The sequence below is a fragment of the Pseudomonas sp. PDM20 genome, from assembly GCF_014852575.3.
GTDB lineage: Bacteria > Pseudomonadota > Gammaproteobacteria > Pseudomonadales > Pseudomonadaceae > Pseudomonas.
Genome location: NZ_CM181224.1, coordinates 5359574 through 5379549, shown reverse-complemented (window position 1 = coordinate 5379549; position 19976 = coordinate 5359574). Strand labels below are relative to the sequence as shown.

Here is a 19976-nt window from a genome sequence, read left to right as displayed (position 1 = left end):
GGTTGCCCTTTGAGCAACCGCAAAAGAAAAGGCCGCCCGAGGGCGGCCTTTTCTTTTTCAGCTACAGCAGGATCAGACCAGCAGGTCGCCCACGTGCAGCACCTTCATGGTGTTGGTGCCGCCCTGGGCGGTGTAGCTGTCGCCCTTGGTCAGGATCACCCAGTCACCCTTGGTCACCACGCCACGCTGCAGCAGCGCGTCGACGGCTTCCTGGCTGACACGTTCTGGCGGCAGGGCGGCCGGGTCGAACGGGATGGTCTCCACGCCACGGAACAGCGCCACGCGGGCCTGGGTTTCGCGGTGCGGGGAGTAGGCGAAGATCGGTACCGAGGAGCGGATGCGCGACATGATCAGCGGGGTGTAACCGCTTTCGGTCAGGCAGATGATCGCCTTGATGCCCGGGAAGTGGTTGGCGGTGTACATGGCCGCCAGGGCGATGCTCTCGTCGCAGCGCTCGAAGGTCTGGCCCAGGCGGTGGCTGGACTTCTTGGTGGTCGGGTGCTTCTCGGCGCCGGCGCAGATGCGCGCCATGGCCTTGACCGCTTCCACCGGGTATTCGCCAGCGGCGGATTCGGCCGAGAGCATCACGGCGTCGGTGTAGTCGAGCACGGCGTTGGCCACGTCGGAGACTTCCGCGCGGGTCGGCATCGGGTTCTGGATCATCGACTCCATCATCTGGGTCGCGGTGATCACCGCCTTGTTGTAGCGGCGCGCGTGCAGAATGATTTTCTTCTGGATACCCACCAGTTCGGCGTCGCCGATTTCCACGCCGAGGTCACCACGGGCGACCATCACGGCGTCGCTGGCGCGGATCAGGCCATCCAGCGCTTCGTCATCGGCCACGGCTTCGGCGCGCTCGATCTTGGCCACCAGCCAGGCGGTGCCGCCGGCTTCGGTGAGCAGGCTGCGGGCGTATTCCATGTCCTTGGCGTCACGCGGGAAGGACACGGCGACGTAGTCCAGGTCCATGCTCGCGGCCAGCTTGATATCGGCCTTGTCCTTCTCGGTCAGGGCCGGCGCGGTGAGGCCGCCGCCACGGCGGTTGATGCCCTTGTGGTCGGACAGCGGGCCGCCGATCAGCACTTCGCAGACCAGTTCGTCCGCCTTCACTTCCTTGACCGCCATGACCACGCGGCCGTCGTCCAGCAGCAGCTCGTCACCGATGCCGCAGTCCTTGACCAGGTCTGGGTAGTCGATGCCCACGACCTGCTGGTTGCCTTCGGTACGCGGGTGGCTGGTGGAGAAGCGGAAGGTGTCGCCGACGGCCAGTTCGATGCGCTTGTTGGCAAACTTGGCGATACGGATCTTGGGACCCTGCAGGTCGCCCAGCAGCGCCACGAAGCGACCGTGCTTGGCGGCGATGTCGCGCACCAGCTGGGCGCGCGCGCGGTGTTCGTCGGGAGTGCCGTGGGAGAAGTTCAGACGGGCGACGTCGATCCCGGCGAGGATCAGCTGTTCCAGGACTTCGGGGGAATTGCTGGCTGGGCCGAGGGTGGCGACGATCTTGGTGCGGCGAAGGGACATGCGGGACTCCTAGGGGAAAGCAGCGGTCAGGCCGCCGCCGGAGCAGGTCCGGAGCGGCCAGGGCGCCATCTTACTCTCTTCAGGTGACTCTTTCAGGTAGCTCTCTCAGGTGCGGGGCCGGATCACCAGCAGATCACATTCGACTTCCTCGAAGACCCGCTCGGCGGTCTGGCCGATCAGCGCGTTGTCGAGCTGCCCACGGGCGACGGCGCCCATCAGCAGCAGGTCGATGGCGTGGTCCTTTACGTAGGCCGGGATCACTTCCTCGGCGAAGCCCTGGCCCAGCAACGTGCGCTGGCGATCGATCTGCGGGTAGTGCGCGAGCAGGGCGTCGAAGGCTTCGCGGTGGTGGGCTTCGGTGCGCAGCACGTAGTTATCGTAGTCGGCCAGCAGCTCGGCGTTGAACGCCAGGGTGCGCGGCACGGCCATGTAAGCGTGCAGGTAGTGGGCGTCGAGCTGCAGGCGCTGCTCCAGTTCGCGGGCTACCGTGATCAGCCGATGATCCAGCGTGGCCGGGGTATCGCCGGCGTGCAGCGGGTCGACGGCGGCGCACAGGTTCTTCCCCGACCATTCGCCGTGCTGCACCAGCCACAGCGGCTGCAGGCAATGGCGGATCAGTTGCCAGTCGTTGTTGGTGAGGAACAGGCGCTTGAGCAGGTTGTGGTGATGCGCGGACTTGAGTACCAGATCGGGCGTGGTCTGCTCGCAGTGGAGAACCACCTGGTGGTGCAGGGACTTGCCCCAGCGCACCTGGCAGTGCACGTCGAGACCTGCCTCGCGCAGTGGCGCGGCCAGTTGCTGCAACCAGGCCAGGCGTTCGTCCAGCAGGTTGCGCTGGGCGGCATCGAGGTCGCCGCGGTCCAGTAACAGGGCGTTGTCCAGCGCCGGGTTGTACTCGCAGGCCAGCAGTTCCAGGCGTGCGCCGCAGCGCTGGGCGATCCAGCGGGCGCGGGTGAGGGCAGGCTGATCCGTGCGGGTCGGGTCGATGATGACGAGCAGGTGCTGCAGCTTCATGGCGGAGTCCTCGCTTGCTCTGCGCTTATTGCAGAGCAAGCGTAGACACTGCCGCCCGCCGCGCGTCTTGACGTGGCTCAGCGGTGCGCGGGCTTTGCCGTCAGCTGCGGGGCGAGGTCTGGTTCAGCGCGCGGTCCAGATGCCGGGCGCCCTTGTCGGCCAGTTCGCCGCTGGGGAATTCGGCGAGCTGGCGGCGCAGGTAGGCGATGGCCTTCTCGCGGTCCGGGTGCGGGTTGTCCGGCGCCATGTACATCAGTCCCAACTGGTACAGCGCCTTCTCGCGGATGTCCGCCGGGATGGCCGGATCATTGGCGCCCAGCAGGTAGAGTTGTGCGGCTTCGTCGACGCGGCCCTTGAGCACGGCACGGCGCGACAGCAGGGTCATGTCCGGGTCGAGGGTCGGCTTGTTCAGGTCGAGGTTGTACTGCGGTTGCCAGTCGGCCAGCAATTGCTTGGCGGTCTTCTGCACCGGGTCCTTGGCCCGCTGGCGGATGATCAGCTCGCGGGCATCGGCATGTTCGGCAGCCTTGGTGCCGGGGAATTCGCGATCGATGCGCTGGAAGTAATCCATGGCTTTCTGATCGTCGCGCTGGTCGTTGTAGCGGCTCATGTAGATCAGGCCGATCTGGTACAGCGCGATGGCGCGCACCTCGGGGCCGTAGCGGGTGTTGTCGTAGCCGGTGAGGTAGAGCTGCTCGGCTTCGCTGCTCTTGCCGTCGCGGATGGCCTGGGCGCTGTAGGTGAGGAGGTCGCCTTCCTCTTCCACGGCAGCGGTCATGCGCTTGTTCTTGAGCTGCTTGTATTCGGCCACTTCGCCGGTGGTGATCTGGGCAACGAACAACGGCGTGGTCGGGGCACAGGCGGCGAGCCAGGGCAGCAGCACGGCGAACGGGAGGGCAATTGAAATCGGGTGTGCGAAACGCATGGCAGATCCTTTGCGCTGAGGCGAAGTCCACGTGAGTCTAGTGGCGGGCTACAGTACGGCCAAGACGGGCCGATACACTTCCCAACGGAGGATATGCCCATGCGAACCCTTTTCCTCGCGCTGCTGGCGCTGAGTGTTACCGGCTGCACCAGCTGGTCGATGAACTATCACCTGAACAATGCCTACCGCGCGTACAAGAGTGGTGACTGCCAGCGCGTGCAGCTGGAACTGTCGGAGACCGAGCGCAAGGCGCGCGCGCGGCCGTGGATCCAGCCGGAAATCTCCATGCTGCGCGGCCAGTGCCTGGAGCGTGAGAAGTTCTACGTCGATGCGGCGCAGACCTACCAGTTCATCGTCGCCCGTTACCCCACCAGTGAGTATGCTTACCGGGCCAAGGCGCGACTGGAAACGCTGCGCTTGAATGGCCGTCTGCCCAACGATCTGCGCCTCGACACGCCCACGCCCTGACCGGCGGTCGCGGGCCGACTTGAGTGCAGCCCATAGCTGGCTAATCTCTTGAGTGCATCACGCAAGGAGGTACGAATGCGCGCCCTGTGGCTCTGCGCCTGGTGTTTCCCCCTGCTGGCTTCGGCGGATATCTACCGCTGGACCGACGCTCAGGGAAAGGTGCATTTCAGCGAAACCCCACCGCCGGGGGCGCAACGCGTCGAGGTCAAGCCGCAGGTCATCGAACGGGATGCGGCGACCCGCGAGCGGGAGGAACGCACCCGCCGTTTCTACGACGCGCGTCGAGATGAAAGCGCCGCCGCCCAGAACCAGGCGACGGAGCAGCAGGCCAAGCTGGACCAGCAGTGCGCGAGTTGGCGCCGTGACCTGGAGTCGCTCAGTCATGGCGGGCGGTACTTCACGCAGACCAGCAGTGGTGAACGGACTTACTACAGCGATGCACAGCTCGACGCCGCTCGTCAGGCGCTTAGCGCACGGCTGGCGGAAGGTTGTCGTTAGGACTGGCCCTGCCTGGGCGGCATCGTCATACTGGACGATATTTCATAGCGAAACGCCATTATGCGTCATCAACGACATATCGAGCGCCATCAGCTGCCCTACTACCTGAAGGTGTTCAACAGCATCACCGACAAACCGATGGGTTACCTGGGCAACGTGTCGCTGGATGGGCTGCTCCTGATCAGCCAGCTGCCGATGCTGGTGGGTGGCCGCTTCGAGATGCGCCTGAAGATCCCCGGTCATGACGGCAAGCTGCAGCTGATCGAATTCGCCGCCACCTGCCAGTGGTGCCGCGAGGACGTCAATCCGGGCAACTACGATTCGGGCTTCAGCCTGACGGCGCCGCCGATGGAGTACGTCGAGCTGGTCGACGCGCTGCGCCGTTATTTCAGTTTTCGCCGGCAGGTGGAGTCGGTCTGAAGCGCAGGACGCGCTGACCGATCTGCACGGTGTGGGACGCCACGGAGTCGGCGTCCGGTTGTGGCGCACGGTTACAGCGCGCCAGCCTTCTTCCAGCCTAGATAACGGCTGATCAGTTCCGGCCCCAGCTGGCTCGGCCGCGTGTCGAGTACCGGCACGCCATGGGCCGCCAGCTTCTCGTGCAGCCCCGCGCGGGCGTTCAGGTAATCCACCGCGCCGCAGTAGCCCAGGGCTTGCTCGAAACTCTCCACCGGCGCCTGGCGCAGGCGGTCCAGTACTTCCTCGCGCAGGCTCGCGACCAGCACGCGGTGCTGGCGCCCGAGGCGTTTCACCGCGGCCACCAGTTCCTCGTCATCCTCGTCGCGCAGGTTGGTCACTATCACCACCAGCGCGCGCCGGCGCTGGCGCGTGAGTACGGCCTGCACGGCGGCGGGGAAGTCCGCTGGGCGCTGGCTGCTGCGCAGGTCGTAGACGCTGTTGAGCAGGGCGGTGAGCTGGGCGCTGCCCTTGGCCGGTGGCAGATGGCGCGGCTGGTCGCCGGCAAAGGTCATCAGGCCCACCGCGTCGCCCTGGCGTAGCGCGACGTAGGCCAGCAGCAGGCTGGCGTTGAGCGAATGGTCGAAGTGCGAAAGGTCGCCGTCGTGGCTGCGCATGCGCCGGCCACAGTCGAGCAGGAAGAGAATCTGCTGGTCGCGTTCGTCCTGGTACTCGCGGGCGATGGGCGTGCGTTTGCGCGCGGTGGCCTTCCAGTCGATCTGCCGCAGGGTGTCGCCATCGCGGAATTCGCGCAGCTGGTGGAAATCCAGGCCCAGCCCGCGGCGCTGCCCGGCGCGCACGCCGATGCGGTTGAGCCAGTGGTCCACGGCCATCAGCTCGGCGCCGTAGAGACGGGCAAAGTCCGGGTAGACGCGGGTTTCGTCGCGCTGTTCCAGGTAGCGCCGGCCCTTCCACAGACGCAGCGGGCTGGACAGTTCGATCTCGCAGCGCTGGAAGACGAAATGCCCACGGGACAGCGGACGCACGCGGTAACCCAGTTCGGTCTGTTCGCCGGGGTGCAGCTCCACGGTCTGCGGCAGGTATTCGAAGTCCATGCCGGCGGGCAGGTGGTCGAACACCGTGATGCGTTGTGGCTGTGCGTAGCGATGATGAAATTGCAGGCGTACCTCGCTCCAGCGGCCCAGCGGCAGGTTGCCGCTCAGTTGGCGGCGCAGCTCGGGCGATGGCGTGCGGCGTAGCCAGAGGGCATCGGCCAGCGCCAGCAGGGCCAGCGCGCAGAGCGCACCCCACCAGAGACGACCGAGCAGCGCCGAGCCCGAGTCCAGAGCCTCGGCCGCGCCCAGGGCGACCGCGATCGCCAGCAGGACGCCGAGCAACGCGAGGAGCGCGCGCGATGGCTTCATACGCGCGGCGCCGGTACCTGGTCGAGCAGCTGTTGCAGCACCTGGTCGACCGACAGGCCTTCGATCTCCAGTTCCGGCGACAGGCGCACGCGATGGCGCAGCACGGCCAGGGCACTGCCCTTGACGTCGTCCGGAATCACGAAATCGCCACTGCGCAGCAGGGCGCGGGCGCGGGCGCAACGGACCAGGGCGATGGATGCGCGCGGCCCGGCGCCCAGCGCCAGGCCCGGCCAGTTGCGGGTGGTACGGGCGATGCGCACGGCGTAGTCGAGCACCTGGTCGTCGATGGGCAGGTCGGCGGCGATCTTCTGCAGGGCCAGCACGTCCTTGTCCTTGAGCAGGGCGCGCATCGGTGCCACGTCGAGCATGTCGCTGCGCGCGGAACGGGTGACCTGGCGCACCAGGGTCTGCTCCTCGGCTTCCAGCGGATAGTCGATGCGCAGCTTGAGCATGAAGCGGTCGAGCTCGGCTTCGGGCAACGGGTAGGTGCCTTCCTGCTCGATGGGGTTCTGCGTCGCCAGCACCATGAACGGCTGCGGCACGGCCAGGGCGCGGCCCTCGAGGGTGACCTGGCGCTCCTGCATCACTTCCAGCAGCGCGGCCTGGGTCTTGGCCGGGGCGCGGTTGATCTCGTCCGCCAGCAGCAGGTGGGTGAACACCGGGCCCTTGCGCAGCTTGAACTGCTCGGTGGCCAAGTCGTACACGGCGTGGCCGGTGACGTCGCTGGGCATCAGGTCGGGAGTGAATTGGATGCGCGCGAAGCCGCCGTCGAAGCAGCGGGCGAGGGCGCGCACCAGCAGGGTCTTGCCCAGGCCGGGAACGCCTTCGATGAGCACGTGGCCACCGGCGAGCAGGGCGGTGAGTACGTCGTCGATCACCTCCTGCTGGCCGATCAGGGCCTTCTGCAGTTCGTGGCGCAGCGCCTGGGCCAGCTGGCTGGCGCGCTGGCGCTGGGCGCCCGGGTTGGGGGCGGTGCCGGCGGTGGTGCCGGGCTGTTCGGGCGTCTGTTCGCTCATAGGGCATTCCTGAGGCTTTGCAGGTGCGCGACCTGGCGGGTGAATTCGGCGACGGCCATGCGCTTTGGCGGATAGGGGCGCATGGCCTGGCTGATGGCGCTGACCGACATGCGCGTCATGCGGCCCAGAGCTTGCCATTGTTCGGCGACCGGCAGGCGGTCGAAGCCGGGCTGGCGCTGCCGCGCCCGGCGCATCACGTCACGTTGCAGGCCCTGCAGCAGGGCGAGCTGGCCACGCTGGCGGAGGATGAAATCGGCGCCGGCGCGCAGGTGTTCTTCCAGTTGCCGGCGGCTGCGATCCGGGTTGGGCTGCAGCGGGCCCTGACGCAGGCCGTTGCGCCAGAGCACCAGGACCAGCAGCAGGACGGCGGCCAGCAGTGCCTGCGGGAAGTAGCGCATCAGCAGGGTCATCAGGCTGGTGCCGTCGGCGCGGTAGACCAGCGTGACGGCGCTGTCCTGGGTCAGGTACCAGAGCAGCCAGGCGTTGTCGTAGGCGTCGAGTGCGCCGTTCTGCCAGATCCAGTTGTCGGTGAGCACGGTGATCAGCCCCTGGCCCTGCTGCAGTTGCAGCAGGTGGGTGGAGTCGGCGCTGTTGGCCCAGGCGTAGGCGAGGTTCTTCGAGTCGAACAGGTGGTAGTCGGTGTCGAAGTCGAAGTAGGCCGGGGCCTTCTCGTTCTCCAGGTAGAGCTTGGTCAGGTTCGGGTAAGGGTCCGTTTCCGTCGCCTCGTTGTCGTGGGCGCTGGAGGCCTGGTCCGGATGTTCTTCTTCCACTTCCGGCTTGGCGGCTTCGTCCTGCTTCTGGTCTTCGGACGCCTCTGCGGACTTCCCGTCGGTCGGAGTGGATTTCTCCTCCTCCTTGTCCTTCAGGTCGGAGGTGAGGAATTGTTGCACGCCCAGCTGATCCAGCAGCGCGTCGCCGCTCTTGCCTTCATCTTCGTCCCACAGGCTTTCGGCGGTGACGATGAGGTGGCCGCCGCGATTGGCCCAGTCGAGCAGCCGCGCGTTCTGCGTCGGCGTGACGTTCTCGCGGGTGCCCAGCAGGATCAGGGTCTGGCCTTTGCTCGGCAACTGGTCCAGCACTTCCATGCCGCGCGCGGTGGTGACTTGGATGCCGCGACCGCGCAGGTACATTTCGGCGGCGAGATAGGGGTTGGCGCGGGCCTCCGGAGAGGCGCCGTGCTCGATGGTCTCGGTGTAGGGCTCGAGGTTGCGGTACAGGTAGTAGCCGACGCCTCCGAGCACGAGCAGGACGAGCAGCACCAGCAGGGCGAGGTTGCCGCGCTTCATGCCCGCACCTCGCTGCCGAACAGGTGGCGCCATTCGCCGCACAGCTGCTGCTTGAGTTCAGCCTGTGGTGCGCGGTGACCGTAGGCGAGCGCCTGCCACTGCTGGGTCAGGCTGCGGGCAAAGTTGTCCAGCGGCGGGTCGTTGAGGTCAGCCACGCGGACCAGGACTTCGCCTTCGGTGGTCGACTCGCGCAGCGGCACGCGGAAGTCGTGCAGCAGGCGGCTGAGCAGCGCGCGGTAGAGCAGGCCGAGCGCGGCGCGGGGCTGTTCGTCCCACAGGCGTTCGGCTTCGCTGGCGACGTCGCTGGGCAGGGTTTCCGGCGCGAGGTCCAGCCCGAACAGCACGCTGGGCGCTTCGCGGCGCGGCTTCTGCGGCAGGCCGATGCGCCCGACGAACAGCCGCAGCCATTCGCGGTAGCGCCAGATGACCAGGGCGACGACGGTGAACAGAATGCCCCAGAGCAGCACTTCGATGCCTTGCGCGGCGAACTTGAAGGCCTTCCAGTTACCCAGCGCCTCGAAGAAGCTCTTCAGCCGCTTGGCCTCGTCCGGATCGGTGGGCTTCGGGTCTTTCTTGTCTTCGTGCAGGCGCCAGCTGGTGATCTTCTCGTTGTTCTTGAAGGGCGGCGCGGTGAGGATCTTTTCCGCAGCGCCGCGCGAATCCTCGCTGTTGAGTTTCTGCTGGGTCAGCCGCGCACCCTGCGGGCCGTCGGGATTCTGGTCGGGCAGCGGGCAACTCTGGCTGGCCTTGCTGCCGGTCTCCGAGCCGGCAGCAAGCGCGTCGTGGGCCGGCAGCAGGGCGAAGGCGCCGGCGGCGACCAGCAGCAGGGCGTAGGCGCTGCCGATCAGGCGCTGGCGCAGACGGCGGAACACCAGCTCGATGTCCCAGGCCTCCAGCTCGGTGCGGCGATTGAGGTAGAGGGTGAAGCCGCAGGCGACGTACACCGGTTCCCAGACGATCAGCAGCAGCGCGTAGATCAGGTTGCTGACATGTTCCAGCCACGCCCAGTCGCCTTGCGCTACGCTGATCAGCGACTGCCATTTCCAGTCGTCCACCCACTGCTGCGGCAGCATCAGGTACATCAGTGCGGAAAGGCCCAGCCACAACGCCAGTTCGAAATGCATGCCGACAATGGTCAGCCAGGTGGCGCCGCCGGCATTGCGCTGGCCGAGCACGACCAGACGCTGGCTGCGCGCCTGGCCCTTGAGGCCTTCGAGTTGCAGCACCGGCAGGTCGAAGCTGCGCGTCGGGCTCAGCCGGCGCCAGAGCAGGCTGGGCAGCAGTTGCGACTTGAGCAGGCCGGGGAAGGCCCGCAGCGCTTCCTTGAGCGTCGGCGTATCGCCGAACAGCGAGCGCGACAGGATGTACAACGGCAGGCGCTCGAAGGCGGGCTTGAGCCACCAGAAGATCAGCACTGCCCAGCTGGAGTAGTTCCACAGCAGCACGGAAAGCAGCACGAACACCGGCAGGGTGACGATCGCCCAGCTGGCCATCAGCAGGCCAGCGTGACGGCGCGCCAGCAGGATGCCGAGGTCCAGCGCCTCCCAGGCGCTGCGCGGACGGATGGCGACGCTGGCGTCAGTCAGGCGCATGGCGACCCCGTCCGGCCAGGAGGAAATAGCTGCCCACCAGCAGCCACAGGCAAGCGCCGACGATGTACTTCACGGTCGCCGAGAAGTGCGTGACGGAGGACCAGTAGCCCTCGACGAACGCGGCGATCAGCAACATCAGGATCACTCCGCCGATCAGTTGCACGGCGCGGGCGGCGGCCTGGCGCAAGGCTTCAAGGCGGCTCAGACGGCCGGGAGACAGCAGTGCCCAGCCAAGCTTGAGGCCGGCGGCACCGGCGAAGGTGATCGCAGTCAGTTCGAAGGCTCCGTGGCCGATGACGAAGGACCAGAAGGTCTCGATGTAGCCGATCTGGGTCAGGTGGCCGGCTACCGTGCCGATCACCACGCCGTTGAACAGCAGGAAGAACAGGGTGCCGACGCAGAACAGCAGGCCACTGGCGAAGGTCTGAAAGGCGATGCCGATGTTGTTCATTATGTAGTGGCCGAACATCTTCCAGTCATCGCCGGCGTCGCGCGTGCTCATCGGCCCAAGGCGCGTGGTGTCCGGCGAGTACATCGACTCCATCTCGGACACCCGCTCCGGTGCCATGACGCTGTAGACCAGGTCGGGGAAGTGATAGACCAGCGCACCCATCAGCAACAGGCTGCCGTAGAACAGCAGGCTGGCGATGGCGATGCAGCGCCATTCCTCACGCACCAGACGCGGGAAGCCGGCGACCAGGAAGCCGAGGATGCGTGCGCCCAGGTGGCTGCGGTGGCGGTAGAACTGCTGGTGCCCGCGCATGGCGAGCTGCTGCAACTGGTCGATCAGGTGGCTGCTGTAGCCGCGCTCCTGGGCGAGAGCGAGCTGCTGGCAGATGCGTCGGTAGTCGGCGGCGAACTCCTCGGGCTTCTCGCTCGATTCCTGGCGCTTGCCGGTTTCCAGTTGCTCAAGGCGCTTGGCGAAGCGCTTCCAGCTGCCCTGGTGGCGTTGTTCGAAGAAGGCCTGCTTCATGGGTGGCCCGTCCCGTTGCCCAGCAGGCCGCTGGCGATGCGGTTCAGGCGTGCTTCCGCCTGCTCGGGCGCAATGCCCAGCGGTTGCGCGAGGATGGCGGCCAGCTCTTCGCGGCGCGCCGCCGAAAGCTGTGTGCCACGTTCGGCGAAGCTCATCAGGGCGCGTTGCTCTTCCAGGTTCAGGGGCCAGGGTGCAAGTTCGGGCGTGGTCTGCGGCACCTGCGGGCGGTTCGGCGGCGGATCACGGTAGATCACCAGGGTGCCGGCGGCGAGGTCGCCCAGGCGCTTGAATGCGGAGTTGGACAGGCAGCTGAGCAGCCCGAGCGTGTAGGCGAACGGCAGGATGTCGGCGAAGCGCAGCAGGTTGCGCAGCAGCGAGGCGGACCAGCCGATCGGTGTGCCGTCGTCATGCACTACGCGCAGGCCCATCATCTGTTTGCCGGGCGAGCGGCCCTGGTTGAGCACTTCGAAGAGCACCATGTACCACCAGGTCATGATGAAGGTGAGGATCAGCCCCAGCCCGGTGCCCAGCTCGCCGAGGAAGGCCAGCAGCATGAACAGCGCGACCATCAGCAGGACGCGGATGCCCAGGTCGATCAGGTAGGCGAGGGCGCGGGGGACGACACCGGCGGGACGCAGCAGCAGGTCGATGCCTTCCGGGGTCTCCACGTGGTAGCGGGTATCCAGGACGGGCGCGTGGGGAGACGCGTTGGAGGAAGGGGCTGCTGGGCTCAAGGGAAACCGCTGTCGATGACGTAGGTGCCAGATGCTAGCCAGCGCGGTGCGGCGAGGCAACCGCGCTGGCAGGCTCAGGCCGATTTGATCACTTGGCCGGCGGCAGTACGCCGAAGATGGTGCGGTAGAGCACGCCGATGGCGACGATCAGCCACGGCAGCACCCAGATCAGCGCAATGCCCAGGGTCAGGGTGCTGAGCATGAACAGCAGGCCGAACACCAGCAGCAGGCCGAAGACCTTGAACCAGTGCTGGGTAATGGCCTTGCGCGAGACTTCCATCGCCGCCCAGGGCGACAGGCCGCGCTCGACCACCAGCGGGATGGCGAGCATGTAGGCGATGCTCAGGTAGATACCCGGCAGCACGAAGAGGAAGTAGCCGATGAAGATCATGATGGTGCTCAGCAGCACGCAGACCACCACCTGGAAGGTGCGGCCGAAGTGGCTGAAGACTTCGTTGAAGCGCAGCGGCTGATCGGCCGCGCGACGGATGCCGAGCATGTTCACGCCGGCCAGCAGCGGGTAGCAGACGGCGGTGGCGATGAAACTCAGGACGATGGAGCCGATGAAGAACGCGACCAGCGCGCCGACCGCCATGCCCCCGGCGGCTTCGCTGTCGCCGAGCAGGCCCATGCCGGCGATCCCGGCGACGCCGACCACGGTAAGGAACAGGCTGAGCACGTTGACCAGGGCGAAGATCGCCGCATAGAAGACCACGAAGCCGCCGATGATCAGGCCCTTGGCGCCCTTGGTGCGGCGCCAGGATTCGCCCAGCAGGTCGCCAATGCCGAAGTTGTAGCCGCGGGTCAGGGCCTCGACGATGGAGGGTACCGCGCCCTGGGCGGCGCCCGGTTCGAGGTTGCTCAGCGGAGCGCTGTAGGGATTTTGTGCAGCGATGTCTTGCATGAGGAAAGTCCTTTCCAGTGGGTGTGTCCTTGCGACGCCCATCATAAAGGCGGGGGCTGGCTAGGTGCCAGTCAGGCGTTTTGGAAGTGTGGTCGGCCGCACTGTTAGACTGCGACGCACTCGCTTGCAGGCAAGGAAAAACGATGAACGCCAGCATCTTCTGGTACGACTACGAAACCACCGGTATCGACCCGCGCCGCGACCGCCCGTTGCAGGTGGCCGGCATCCGCACGGACGAGGACCTCAACGAGATTGGCGAATCGCTGAACCTCTATTGCCGGCCCAGCGACGACATCCTCCCGCACCCGGCCGCCTGCCTGGTCACCGGCATCACGCTGGATCGGCTGGAAGAGCGCGGTCTGGGCGAGGCCGAATTCATGACCCGCCTGCACGCCGAGCTGGCGCAGCCGGGTACCTGCGTGGCGGGCTACAACAGCCTGCGCTTCGACGATGAGGTGACGCGCTACAGCCTGTACCGCAACTTCTTCGATCCTTACGCCCGTGAGTGGCAGGGCGGCAACAGCCGTTGGGACCTGATCGACATGGTGCGGACCGCCTACGCCCTGCGCCCCGAAGGCATCGTCTGGCCAGAGCAGGACGGCGTCGTCAGCCTCAAGCTGGAGCGCCTCACCGCAGCCAACGGCATCGATCACGGGCAGGCGCACGACGCGCTGTCCGACGTGCGCGCCACCATCGCCCTGGCGCGGCTGGTGCGTGACCGCCAGCCCAAGCTCTACGACTATCTCTATCGCCTGCGCGGCAAGCAGGGCGTGCTGGACCAGGTGCGCGTACTGCAGCCGATGGTGCATATCTCCGGCATGTTCTCCGGGGCGCGGCATTACCTGTCCGTGGTGCTGCCGCTGGGCTGGCATCCGCGCAACCGCAACGCATTGATCGTCTGCGACCTGGCTGCCGATGTTTCGCCCTTGCTGGAGCTGGATGCGGAAACCCTGCGCAAGCGCCTCTACACGCGTCGTGACGAGCTGGCCGAGGGCGAACTGCCGGTGCCGCTGAAGCTGCTGCACATCAACAAATGCCCGGTGGTGGCGCCGCTGTCCGTATTGCGCCCGCAGGATCGTGAGCGCATCGGCCTGGACCTCGAGGCTTGTCTCGCGGCGGGGCGGACGCTGACCGATGCGAAGGCAATCTGGCAGGACAAACTCGCGCCCTTGTATGCCGAGGAAAGTTTCGCCGGCAGTGAAGATCCCGAGCAGCAGTTGTATGACGGATTTATCGGCGACCGTGATCGCCGATTGTGCGAGCAGGTGCGCCAGGCCGATCCCGCGAGGTTGGCGAAAGAACAATGGCCGTTCGATGATGCGCGACTTCCCGAACTGCTCTTCCGTTATCGCGCGCGCAATTTCCCGGAAACTTTGAGTGCCACGGAACAGCAACAATGGCAGGACTTCTGCCGTGCACGCCTGAGTCATGCCGAGTGGGGCGCGCCGAATACTCTGGATAACTTTGCCGCGGCGATGAGCGAGCAACTGGTCAATGCCACGCCGGCCGGCCGTCTGGTGCTGCAAGAGTGGGACAAGTATGCGCAGGTGCTGCGCGCGCGCTATAGCCTGTAGCGCCGCGCACTTTTCTGCGGGTAATAAAAAACGCCAGCGCAAGGCTGGCGTTTTTCATGTCGGAAAGGCTTAGCCCAGCAGTGTGGCCCAGCCTTCTACGGCCTCGGCGCCCCACTTGGCTTTCCATTCCTTGAGGGTCTTGTGGTTGCCGCCCTTGGTTTCGATCACTTCACCGTTGTGCGGGTTCTTGTACTGCTTGACCTTGCGAGCACGCTTGCTCACGGTGGCTTTTGCGGCACGCGGCGATTTGCTCAGCTTCGCGTCCGGATCGAGCAGGGCAATGACATCACGCAGGGACTTGCCGTAGCTGGCCATGAGCGCGCGAAGTTTCTCTTCGAACTCAAGCTCTTTCTTCAGCTTGTCGTCCTGTTCCAGGGATTTCAGGCGCTCCTGAAGTTCCTTGATGGCTTCTTCGGTAGCGCGGTACTCGTTGATCAGCGACATGTTGGGTACCTTGTTCTGGGTCCAGCGGTGGCGGAAAGTTTGTAGCAGACATAATAGTCAGCGAAGTTGTTCAAGTAAATGCTTGGGAAAAGTTTTGTCGGTAATTGTCGACTTGTTTAACTAGTTCATTCGCCGGTAATTAATCGCAGCACTCGCAATGCATCGAACTGGCTCTCGTCGGCGCATCGTGGCAATGGCTGATCTTTTCCCCTCGAGCCGCTAGAATGGCGGCCTTCGCGATGTATCTGGAGTACACCCATGCGCACTTTCCGACTGGTGATCGCCTGCCCCGACGGGGTCGGCATCGTCGCCAAGGTGAGTAATTTCCTGGCCACTTACAACGGCTGGATCACCGAGGCCAGTCACCATTCCGACAACGACAACGGCTGGTTCTTCATGCGGCATGAGATTCGTGCCGACTCCCTGCCGTTCGATATCGACGGTTTCCGCCAGGCCTTCGCCCCGATTGCCCGCGAGTTCTCCATGGAGTGGCGCATCACCGACTCCTCGGTGAAGAAACGCGTCGTGCTGATGGCCAGCCGCGAATCGCACTGCCTGGCCGACCTGCTGCACCGCTGGCACAGCGGCGAGCTGGATTGCGAGATTCCCTGCGTGATCGCCAACCACGATGACCTGCGCAGCATGGTGGAGTGGCACGGCATTCCGTACTTCCACGTCCCGGTGGACCCGAAGAACAAGCAGCCGGCCTTCGAACAGGTGTCGCGCCTGATCGACGAGCACCAGGCCGACAACGTGGTGCTGGCGCGCTACATGCAGATCCTGCCGCCGGACCTGTGCCAGAAGTACCGCCACCAGGTGATCAACATCCACCACAGCTTCCTGCCGTCCTTCGTTGGTGCCAAGCCGTACCACCAGGCGTCGCTGCGTGGCGTGAAGCTGATCGGTGCGACCTGCCACTACGTGACCGAGGAACTGGACGCCGGCCCGATCATCGAGCAGGACGTGGTGCGCATCAGCCACCGCGACAACATCGAAGACCTGGTGCGCCTGGGCAAGGATGTGGAGAAGCTGGTGCTGGCCCGCGGCCTGCGCTACCACCTCGAAGACCGCGTGCTGGTGCACGACAACAAGACCGTGGTATTCGACTGATCGACCCGGTTTCGTTCTAGACTGGGTACTCCGCATGCTCCCGCCGTCGCCTGACGGCGGGCGCTGCGCTCAACGGAGATGGTCAGCATGAGTGACCCGAAAAACCCAGGCACCGCCACCCCGCCGCCCACCCTGGGCGAAGGCTGTACCAGCCGCTACGATCCCGAAGCCTTGAGCGACGAGGACGGCACCGAGTTTCCCGGCGCCGCTGAACTCTGGGATTCACTCAAACCCAAGGCACCGTCCGAAGACGACAAGCCTTCCGGCGACTGATCCTCAGGCGCTTTCCCGCAGCCCCATCAGCTTGCGCAACAACGGCCGGCCCGCCATCAGGGCGAATACCGGCGCGCCCATCACCAGGTAGAAGTAGTAGGTCACCACGCGCCAGATCAGGATGGCTGCGGCGGCCGTGGACTTGCCCACCAGCGGGGCGAGCAGCGCGGCGCTGGTCAGCTCCGTGCCTCCTGCGCCACCCGGCAGCAGCGTGGCGAGACCCGCGGCCAGCGACAGCAGCTGGATCAGGAAGGCCCAGGCCCAGTGCAGGTCCACGCCCAGCGCCTTGAGGGTGATGTAGAGCACCGAGAAGCGCAGCACCCAGTGGCAGCAGGTGAAGAAGAAGATCAGCAGCAGCCGGCGCTTGGGCTGGCGCAGGCAGCTCACCAGGGTATCGCGGAAGTGCAGGCATTTGCGCGCCCAGTGCAGGCGCGTGCGCGGCTTCATCCCCAGGCGTTCGAACAGCCGGCCGTTGGCCTTGATCACCCGGCGCTGGAAGCGCGCGAGCAGTACCACGCCGAAGAAGATCCCGCCCAGCAGCACACCGCTGGTGATCAGCGACGTCTCCAGGTTCGGACTGACGCTGTGCGACAGTGCCCACACCAGCACCGCCGCGAGTGCGCAGAGGAAGAACAGCAGGTCGCTCAACTGGTCCACGGCGAAGATCGCGCTGCTGTGCGCCGGGCGCATGCCGTGGCGGGCGAGCAGGGCCATCAGGGTGAGCGGGCCGCCGGTGCCGCCGGGGGTGGCGTAGAAGGCGAACTCCGAGGCCATGATGATGCCCACCGAGCGCACCTTGCCGATCTCGCCGGCGCGGCCATTGAGCAGCACCCGCAGCTTCTGCGCGTTGATCAGCCAGCACAGGCAGATCATGCCGAACATGATCAGCAACTGGTCGAGGGGGAAGGCCAGGACATGCTCGAGCATCTCCCGGCCGCCGATGGCGAGGGGGATCAGCGAGGCGCCGATCAGGCCGAGCAGCAGCCACGCGGCACGGCTCACGGGCGCACCTGCGACGGAGAAAACGGGACGAGCGAGGCGAAGCGGATGGGCAGTGCCTCCTGTCGGAATCGAACTGTCATGCTGAATGGACCGTGTTCGGCATGTGGCGTTCGCCCAACTTTACGTGGGCTTCGGCGCCGCCTTCCGGCGGCGCCGCTGCCTCACTCGGCGGGCTTGTCAGCGGAGGAGTCGCCGGCGCCTTGTTCCAGCGCCTTGTTCTCCCAGCCTTCTTCGCCGGGCAGGATCAGGTTGAGCAAAATGGCGACGATCGCGCACAGGGCGATGCCCTTCAGGCCGAAGTCGTCCGGGCCGGTGCCGGTGCCGATCAGCACGCCGCCAATGCCGAACACCAGGGTGACCGAGACGATGCACAGGTTGCGCGCCTGGGACAGGTCCACCTTGTGGCGGATCAGGGTGTTCATGCCCACCGAGGCGATGGTGCCGAACAGCAGGCAGAGGATGCCGCCCATCACCGGGACCGGGATGCTCTGCAGGATGGCGCCGAACTTGCCGACGAAGGCCAGGCTGATGGCGAACACCGCCGCCCAGGTCATGATCTTCGGGTTGTAGTTCTTGGTCAGCATCACCGCGCCGGTGACTTCGGCATAGGTGGTGTTCGGCGGGCCGCCGAATAGGCCGGCGGCGGAGGTGGCGATGCCGTCGCCCAGCAGGGTGCGGTGCAGGCCCGGGGTCTTCAGGTAGTTCTTGCCGGTCACACCGCCCACCGCGATGACGCCGCCGATGTGCTCGATGGCCGGGGCCAGCGCCACCGGAACGATGAACAGGATGGCCTGCCAGTTGAATTCCGGCGCAGTGAACTTCGGCAGCTCCAGCCAGGGCGCAGCGACGATCTTCGCCACGTCGACCACGCCGAAGGCGAAGGACAGGCCATAGCCCACCAGCACGCCGGCGATGATCGGTACCAGGCGCAGCATGCCCTTGCCGAACACGGCGACGATCAGGGTGGTCAGCAGCGCCGGCATGGAGATGAACATGGCGGTCTTGTAGGGGATCAGCTCGGTGCCGTCACCGGCCTTGCCCATCGCCATGTTGGCGGCGATCGGCGCCATGGCCAGGCCGATGGAAATGATCACCGGGCCGATGACCACCGGCGGCAGCAGGCGGTCGATGAAGCCGGTGCCCTTGACCTTCACCGCCAGGCCCAGGAAGGTGTAGACGAAGCCCGCCGCCACCACGCCGCCCATGGTCGCCGCCAGGCCGAACTGGCCCTTGGCGAGGATGATCGGGGTGATGAAGGCGAAGCTCGAGGCCAGGAACACCGGCACCTGGCGGCCGGTGACGATCTGGAACATCAGGGTGCCGAAGCCGGCGGTGAACAGCGCGACGTTCGGGTCCAGGCCGGTGATCAGCGGCATCAGTACCAGCGCGCCGAAGGCCACGAAGAGCATCTGTGCGCCAGAAATGATCTGGCGCCACAGCGGTTCGTTGAATTCATCGGCCATCTATCAGGTTTCCTTCTGCTTGGTGCCGAAGATCTTGTCACCGGCGTCGCCCAGGCCCGGCATGATGTACCCGTTCTCGTTCAGGCACTGGTCGATGGAAGCGGTCAGGATGAGCACGTCCGGATGCGCATCGTTGACTGCCTTGATCCCTTCGGGAGCGGCCACCAGCACCATGGCGCGGATGTCCTTGCTGCCGGCTTTCTTGAGCAGGTCGATGGTGGCGACCATCGAGCCGCCGGTGGCCAGCATCGGGTCGATGATCAGCGAGCGGCGCTCGGCGATGTCCGGCGCGAGCTTTTCCAGGTAGGTGTGCGCTTCGAGGGTTTCCTCGTTGCGCGCCACGCCCACGGCGCTGACCTTGGCACCCGGAATCAGGCTGAGCACGCCGTCGAGCATGCCGATGCCGGCGCGCAGGATCGGCACCACGGTGATCTTCTTGCCGGCGATCTTCTCGACCTGTACCGGGCCGGCCCAGCCTTCGATCTCGTAGTTTTCCAGCGGCAGGTCCTTGGTCGCCTCATAGGTCAGCAGGGCGCCCACTTCCTGGGCCAGCTCGCGGAAATTCTTGGTACTGATATCGTGACGGCGCATCAGTCCGATCTTGTGGCGGATCAGGGGATGGCGGATCTCGAGGACGGGCATGGACGGGTTCTCCGGACGGGCTGGCAAAAAAATTGCGGTAGCGTAATGCATCCTAGCTACCTTGGGCCACGATTGTCGGCGACATTCGTCCGCTGACCCTTGCTCCGTGGCACGCCGATAGGTACCTTTGCGCACTTTTTCACGGGAGAACCCCCATGTCCGTCGATCTCGCGCACATCCGCCAAGTCATGGCCGAAGCCGACTGCCTGTACACCAACGCCGAGGTAGAGGCCGCCATCGCCCGTGTGGCCGAGGCCATCAACGGCTCGCTGGCCGACACCAACCCGGTGGTGTTCTGCGTGATGAACGGTGGCCTGATCTTCTCCGGCAAGCTGCTTCCGCTGCTGAATTTCCCGCTGGAAGCCTCCTACCTGCATGCGACCCGTTACCGCAACGAGACCACCGGCGGCGAGCTGTTCTGGAAGGCCAAGCCGGAAATCTCCTTCATCGACCGCGAAGTGCTGATCATCGACGACATCCTCGACGAAGGGCACACCCTCTCGGCGATCATGGACTTCTGCAAGCATGCCGGCGCCAAGCGCGTGCACACCGCCGTGCTGATCGACAAGGACCACGACCGCAAGGCCCGTCCGGACCTGAAGGCCGACTACGTGGGCCTGTCCTGCATCGACCGTTACATCTTCGGCTACGGCATGGACTACAAGGGTTACTGGCGCAACGCCGCCGGCATCTTCGCCGTCAAAGGCCTCTGAC

Annotated in this window: 21 protein-coding genes; 7 read left to right on the top strand and 14 right to left on the bottom strand. The window is 65.7% G+C overall.

What is annotated here, in order from left to right; genetic code table 11:
* Window positions 1-72: 72 nt before the first annotated feature.
* From pyk to IB261_RS24765, 3 genes are all read right to left on the bottom strand, one after another.
* A complete protein-coding gene (gene pyk / locus IB261_RS24775) occupies window positions 73-1524 on the bottom strand; it encodes a pyruvate kinase (protein ID WP_081516323.1) in 1452 nt (483 codons plus the stop codon).
* A 105-nt stretch (window positions 1525-1629) separates the two neighbouring features.
* Window positions 1630-2538, bottom strand: coding sequence for a universal stress protein (locus IB261_RS24770; RefSeq protein ID WP_192380953.1), 909 nt, complete (start codon window positions 2536-2538; stop codon window positions 1630-1632).
* Window positions 2539-2638: 100 nt separating this feature from the next.
* Window positions 2639-3463, bottom strand: a complete 825-nt coding sequence (locus IB261_RS24765; protein ID WP_151188267.1) for an outer membrane protein assembly factor BamD — start codon at window positions 3461-3463, stop codon at window positions 2639-2641.
* Window positions 3464-3562: 99 nt separating this feature from the next.
* Between IB261_RS24765 and IB261_RS24760 the strand changes: the two genes are divergently transcribed.
* The 3 genes from IB261_RS24760 to IB261_RS24750 all read left to right on the top strand — a co-directional run bounded on the left by IB261_RS24760 (window position 3563) and on the right by IB261_RS24750 (window position 4849).
* Window positions 3563-3931 (top strand): lipoprotein, encoded by a 369-nt coding sequence (locus IB261_RS24760; protein ID WP_045211033.1) that lies wholly within the window; start codon window positions 3563-3565, stop codon window positions 3929-3931.
* 75 nt (window positions 3932-4006) lie between these two features.
* Complete coding sequence (locus IB261_RS24755; RefSeq protein ID WP_081516320.1) at window positions 4007-4429, top strand: DUF4124 domain-containing protein; 423 nt, start codon at window positions 4007-4009, stop codon at window positions 4427-4429.
* 60 nt (window positions 4430-4489) lie between these two features.
* Entirely contained in the window at window positions 4490-4849 is a 360-nt protein-coding gene (locus IB261_RS24750) for a PilZ domain-containing protein (protein WP_081516319.1), read from the top strand.
* A 71-nt stretch (window positions 4850-4920) separates the two neighbouring features.
* Here the strand turns inward: IB261_RS24750 and IB261_RS24745 are convergent, their stop codons facing one another.
* The 7 genes from IB261_RS24745 to IB261_RS24715 all read right to left on the bottom strand — a co-directional run bounded on the left by IB261_RS24745 (window position 4921) and on the right by IB261_RS24715 (window position 12754).
* A complete protein-coding gene (locus tag IB261_RS24745) occupies window positions 4921-6249 on the bottom strand; it encodes a DUF58 domain-containing protein (protein WP_192380954.1) in 1329 nt (442 codons plus the stop codon).
* Window positions 6246-7265: an AAA family ATPase gene (locus IB261_RS24740; RefSeq protein WP_081516317.1), complete on the bottom strand. Its 1020-nt coding sequence runs from the start codon at window positions 7263-7265 to the stop codon at window positions 6246-6248. The genes IB261_RS24745 and IB261_RS24740 overlap by 4 nt, the downstream gene beginning before the upstream one ends.
* Window positions 7262-8551: a DUF4350 domain-containing protein gene (locus IB261_RS24735; RefSeq protein WP_192380955.1), complete on the bottom strand. Its 1290-nt coding sequence runs from the start codon at window positions 8549-8551 to the stop codon at window positions 7262-7264. Before IB261_RS24735 ends, IB261_RS24740 begins: the two co-directional genes overlap by 4 nt.
* Window positions 8548-10143: a DUF4129 domain-containing protein gene (locus tag IB261_RS24730; RefSeq protein WP_192380956.1), complete on the bottom strand. Its 1596-nt coding sequence runs from the start codon at window positions 10141-10143 to the stop codon at window positions 8548-8550. The genes IB261_RS24735 and IB261_RS24730 overlap by 4 nt, the downstream gene beginning before the upstream one ends.
* Entirely contained in the window at window positions 10130-11116 is a 987-nt protein-coding gene (locus IB261_RS24725; protein WP_151188263.1) for a stage II sporulation protein M, read from the bottom strand. The genes IB261_RS24730 and IB261_RS24725 overlap by 14 nt, the downstream gene beginning before the upstream one ends.
* Window positions 11113-11850, bottom strand: a complete 738-nt coding sequence (locus tag IB261_RS24720) for an RDD family protein (protein WP_225605902.1) — start codon at window positions 11848-11850, stop codon at window positions 11113-11115. The genes IB261_RS24725 and IB261_RS24720 overlap by 4 nt, the downstream gene beginning before the upstream one ends.
* Before the next feature lie 88 nt (window positions 11851-11938).
* Window positions 11939-12754 (bottom strand): DUF975 family protein, encoded by an 816-nt coding sequence (locus tag IB261_RS24715; RefSeq protein WP_151188262.1) that lies wholly within the window; start codon window positions 12752-12754, stop codon window positions 11939-11941.
* A gap of 143 nt (window positions 12755-12897) precedes the next feature.
* On the opposite strand from IB261_RS24715, the gene sbcB reads away from it, so the two are divergent.
* Window positions 12898-14328, top strand: a complete 1431-nt coding sequence (sbcB, locus tag IB261_RS24710) for an exodeoxyribonuclease I (RefSeq protein ID WP_192380957.1) — start codon at window positions 12898-12900, stop codon at window positions 14326-14328.
* Window positions 14329-14397: 69 nt separating this feature from the next.
* Here the strand turns inward: sbcB and mvaT are convergent, their stop codons facing one another.
* Window positions 14398-14772 carry a histone-like nucleoid-structuring protein MvaT gene (gene mvaT, locus IB261_RS24705; RefSeq protein ID WP_045211008.1) on the bottom strand — a complete coding sequence of 125 codons (375 nt, stop codon included), beginning with the start codon at window positions 14770-14772 and terminating at the stop codon, window positions 14398-14400.
* A gap of 258 nt (window positions 14773-15030) precedes the next feature.
* On the opposite strand from mvaT, the gene purU reads away from it, so the two are divergent.
* Both purU and IB261_RS24695 read left to right on the top strand, forming a co-directional pair.
* Window positions 15031-15882 (top strand): formyltetrahydrofolate deformylase, encoded by an 852-nt coding sequence (gene purU / locus IB261_RS24700; RefSeq protein ID WP_017519713.1) that lies wholly within the window; start codon window positions 15031-15033, stop codon window positions 15880-15882.
* Between the two features lie 87 nt (window positions 15883-15969).
* A complete protein-coding gene (locus IB261_RS24695) occupies window positions 15970-16155 on the top strand; it encodes a hypothetical protein (RefSeq protein WP_081516310.1) in 186 nt (61 codons plus the stop codon).
* A 3-nt stretch (window positions 16156-16158) separates the two neighbouring features.
* Here IB261_RS24695 and gpgF read toward each other — a convergent pair whose 3' ends face one another.
* The 3 genes from gpgF to upp form a co-directional block, all read right to left on the bottom strand.
* Window positions 16159-17157, bottom strand: coding sequence for a glucosaminyl phosphatidylglycerol flippase (gene gpgF / locus IB261_RS24690; RefSeq protein WP_138216024.1), 999 nt, complete (start codon window positions 17155-17157; stop codon window positions 16159-16161).
* A gap of 161 nt (window positions 17158-17318) precedes the next feature.
* Window positions 17319-18620, bottom strand: coding sequence for a uracil-xanthine permease family protein (locus tag IB261_RS24685; RefSeq protein ID WP_151188260.1), 1302 nt, complete (start codon window positions 18618-18620; stop codon window positions 17319-17321).
* 3 nt (window positions 18621-18623) lie between these two features.
* On the bottom strand, window positions 18624-19262 hold the full coding sequence (gene upp, locus IB261_RS24680) for a uracil phosphoribosyltransferase (protein WP_081516307.1): 639 nt from the start codon (window positions 19260-19262) through the stop codon (window positions 18624-18626).
* 155 nt (window positions 19263-19417) lie between these two features.
* On the opposite strand from upp, the gene IB261_RS24675 reads away from it, so the two are divergent.
* Window positions 19418-19975: a hypoxanthine-guanine phosphoribosyltransferase gene (locus IB261_RS24675; protein ID WP_017519718.1), complete on the top strand. Its 558-nt coding sequence runs from the start codon at window positions 19418-19420 to the stop codon at window positions 19973-19975.
* Window position 19976 lies beyond the last annotated feature (1 nt).

What these genes read in the sequence shown, in the direction of transcription:
- upp (WP_081516307.1), bottom strand. Translation starts at nt 19,262, where the DNA reads ATGCCCGTCCTCGAGATCCGCCATCCCCTGATCCGCCACAAGATCGGA.
- IB261_RS24740 (WP_081516317.1), bottom strand. Translation starts at nt 7,265, where the DNA reads ATGAGCGAACAGACGCCCGAACAGCCCGGCACCACCGCCGGCACCGCC.
- IB261_RS24765 (WP_151188267.1), bottom strand. Translation starts at nt 3,463, where the DNA reads ATGCGTTTCGCACACCCGATTTCAATTGCCCTCCCGTTCGCCGTGCTG.
- IB261_RS24695 (WP_081516310.1), top strand. Translation starts at nt 15,970, where the DNA reads ATGAGTGACCCGAAAAACCCAGGCACCGCCACCCCGCCGCCCACCCTG.
- sbcB (WP_192380957.1), top strand. Translation starts at nt 12,898, where the DNA reads ATGAACGCCAGCATCTTCTGGTACGACTACGAAACCACCGGTATCGAC.
- IB261_RS24770 (WP_192380953.1), bottom strand. Translation starts at nt 2,538, where the DNA reads ATGAAGCTGCAGCACCTGCTCGTCATCATCGACCCGACCCGCACGGAT.
- IB261_RS24755 (WP_081516320.1), top strand. Translation starts at nt 4,007, where the DNA reads ATGCGCGCCCTGTGGCTCTGCGCCTGGTGTTTCCCCCTGCTGGCTTCG.
- IB261_RS24715 (WP_151188262.1), bottom strand. Translation starts at nt 12,754, where the DNA reads ATGCAAGACATCGCTGCACAAAATCCCTACAGCGCTCCGCTGAGCAAC.
- IB261_RS24745 (WP_192380954.1), bottom strand. Translation starts at nt 6,249, where the DNA reads ATGAAGCCATCGCGCGCGCTCCTCGCGTTGCTCGGCGTCCTGCTGGCG.
- mvaT (WP_045211008.1), bottom strand. Translation starts at nt 14,772, where the DNA reads ATGTCGCTGATCAACGAGTACCGCGCTACCGAAGAAGCCATCAAGGAA.
- IB261_RS24750 (WP_081516319.1), top strand. Translation starts at nt 4,490, where the DNA reads ATGCGTCATCAACGACATATCGAGCGCCATCAGCTGCCCTACTACCTG.
- IB261_RS24725 (WP_151188263.1), bottom strand. Translation starts at nt 11,116, where the DNA reads ATGAAGCAGGCCTTCTTCGAACAACGCCACCAGGGCAGCTGGAAGCGC.
- IB261_RS24735 (WP_192380955.1), bottom strand. Translation starts at nt 8,551, where the DNA reads ATGAAGCGCGGCAACCTCGCCCTGCTGGTGCTGCTCGTCCTGCTCGTG.
- IB261_RS24730 (WP_192380956.1), bottom strand. Translation starts at nt 10,143, where the DNA reads ATGCGCCTGACTGACGCCAGCGTCGCCATCCGTCCGCGCAGCGCCTGG.
- IB261_RS24685 (WP_151188260.1), bottom strand. Translation starts at nt 18,620, where the DNA reads ATGGCCGATGAATTCAACGAACCGCTGTGGCGCCAGATCATTTCTGGC.
- pyk (WP_081516323.1), bottom strand. Translation starts at nt 1,524, where the DNA reads ATGTCCCTTCGCCGCACCAAGATCGTCGCCACCCTCGGCCCAGCCAGC.
- purU (WP_017519713.1), top strand. Translation starts at nt 15,031, where the DNA reads ATGCGCACTTTCCGACTGGTGATCGCCTGCCCCGACGGGGTCGGCATC.
- IB261_RS24760 (WP_045211033.1), top strand. Translation starts at nt 3,563, where the DNA reads ATGCGAACCCTTTTCCTCGCGCTGCTGGCGCTGAGTGTTACCGGCTGC.
- IB261_RS24675 (WP_017519718.1), top strand. Translation starts at nt 19,418, where the DNA reads ATGTCCGTCGATCTCGCGCACATCCGCCAAGTCATGGCCGAAGCCGAC.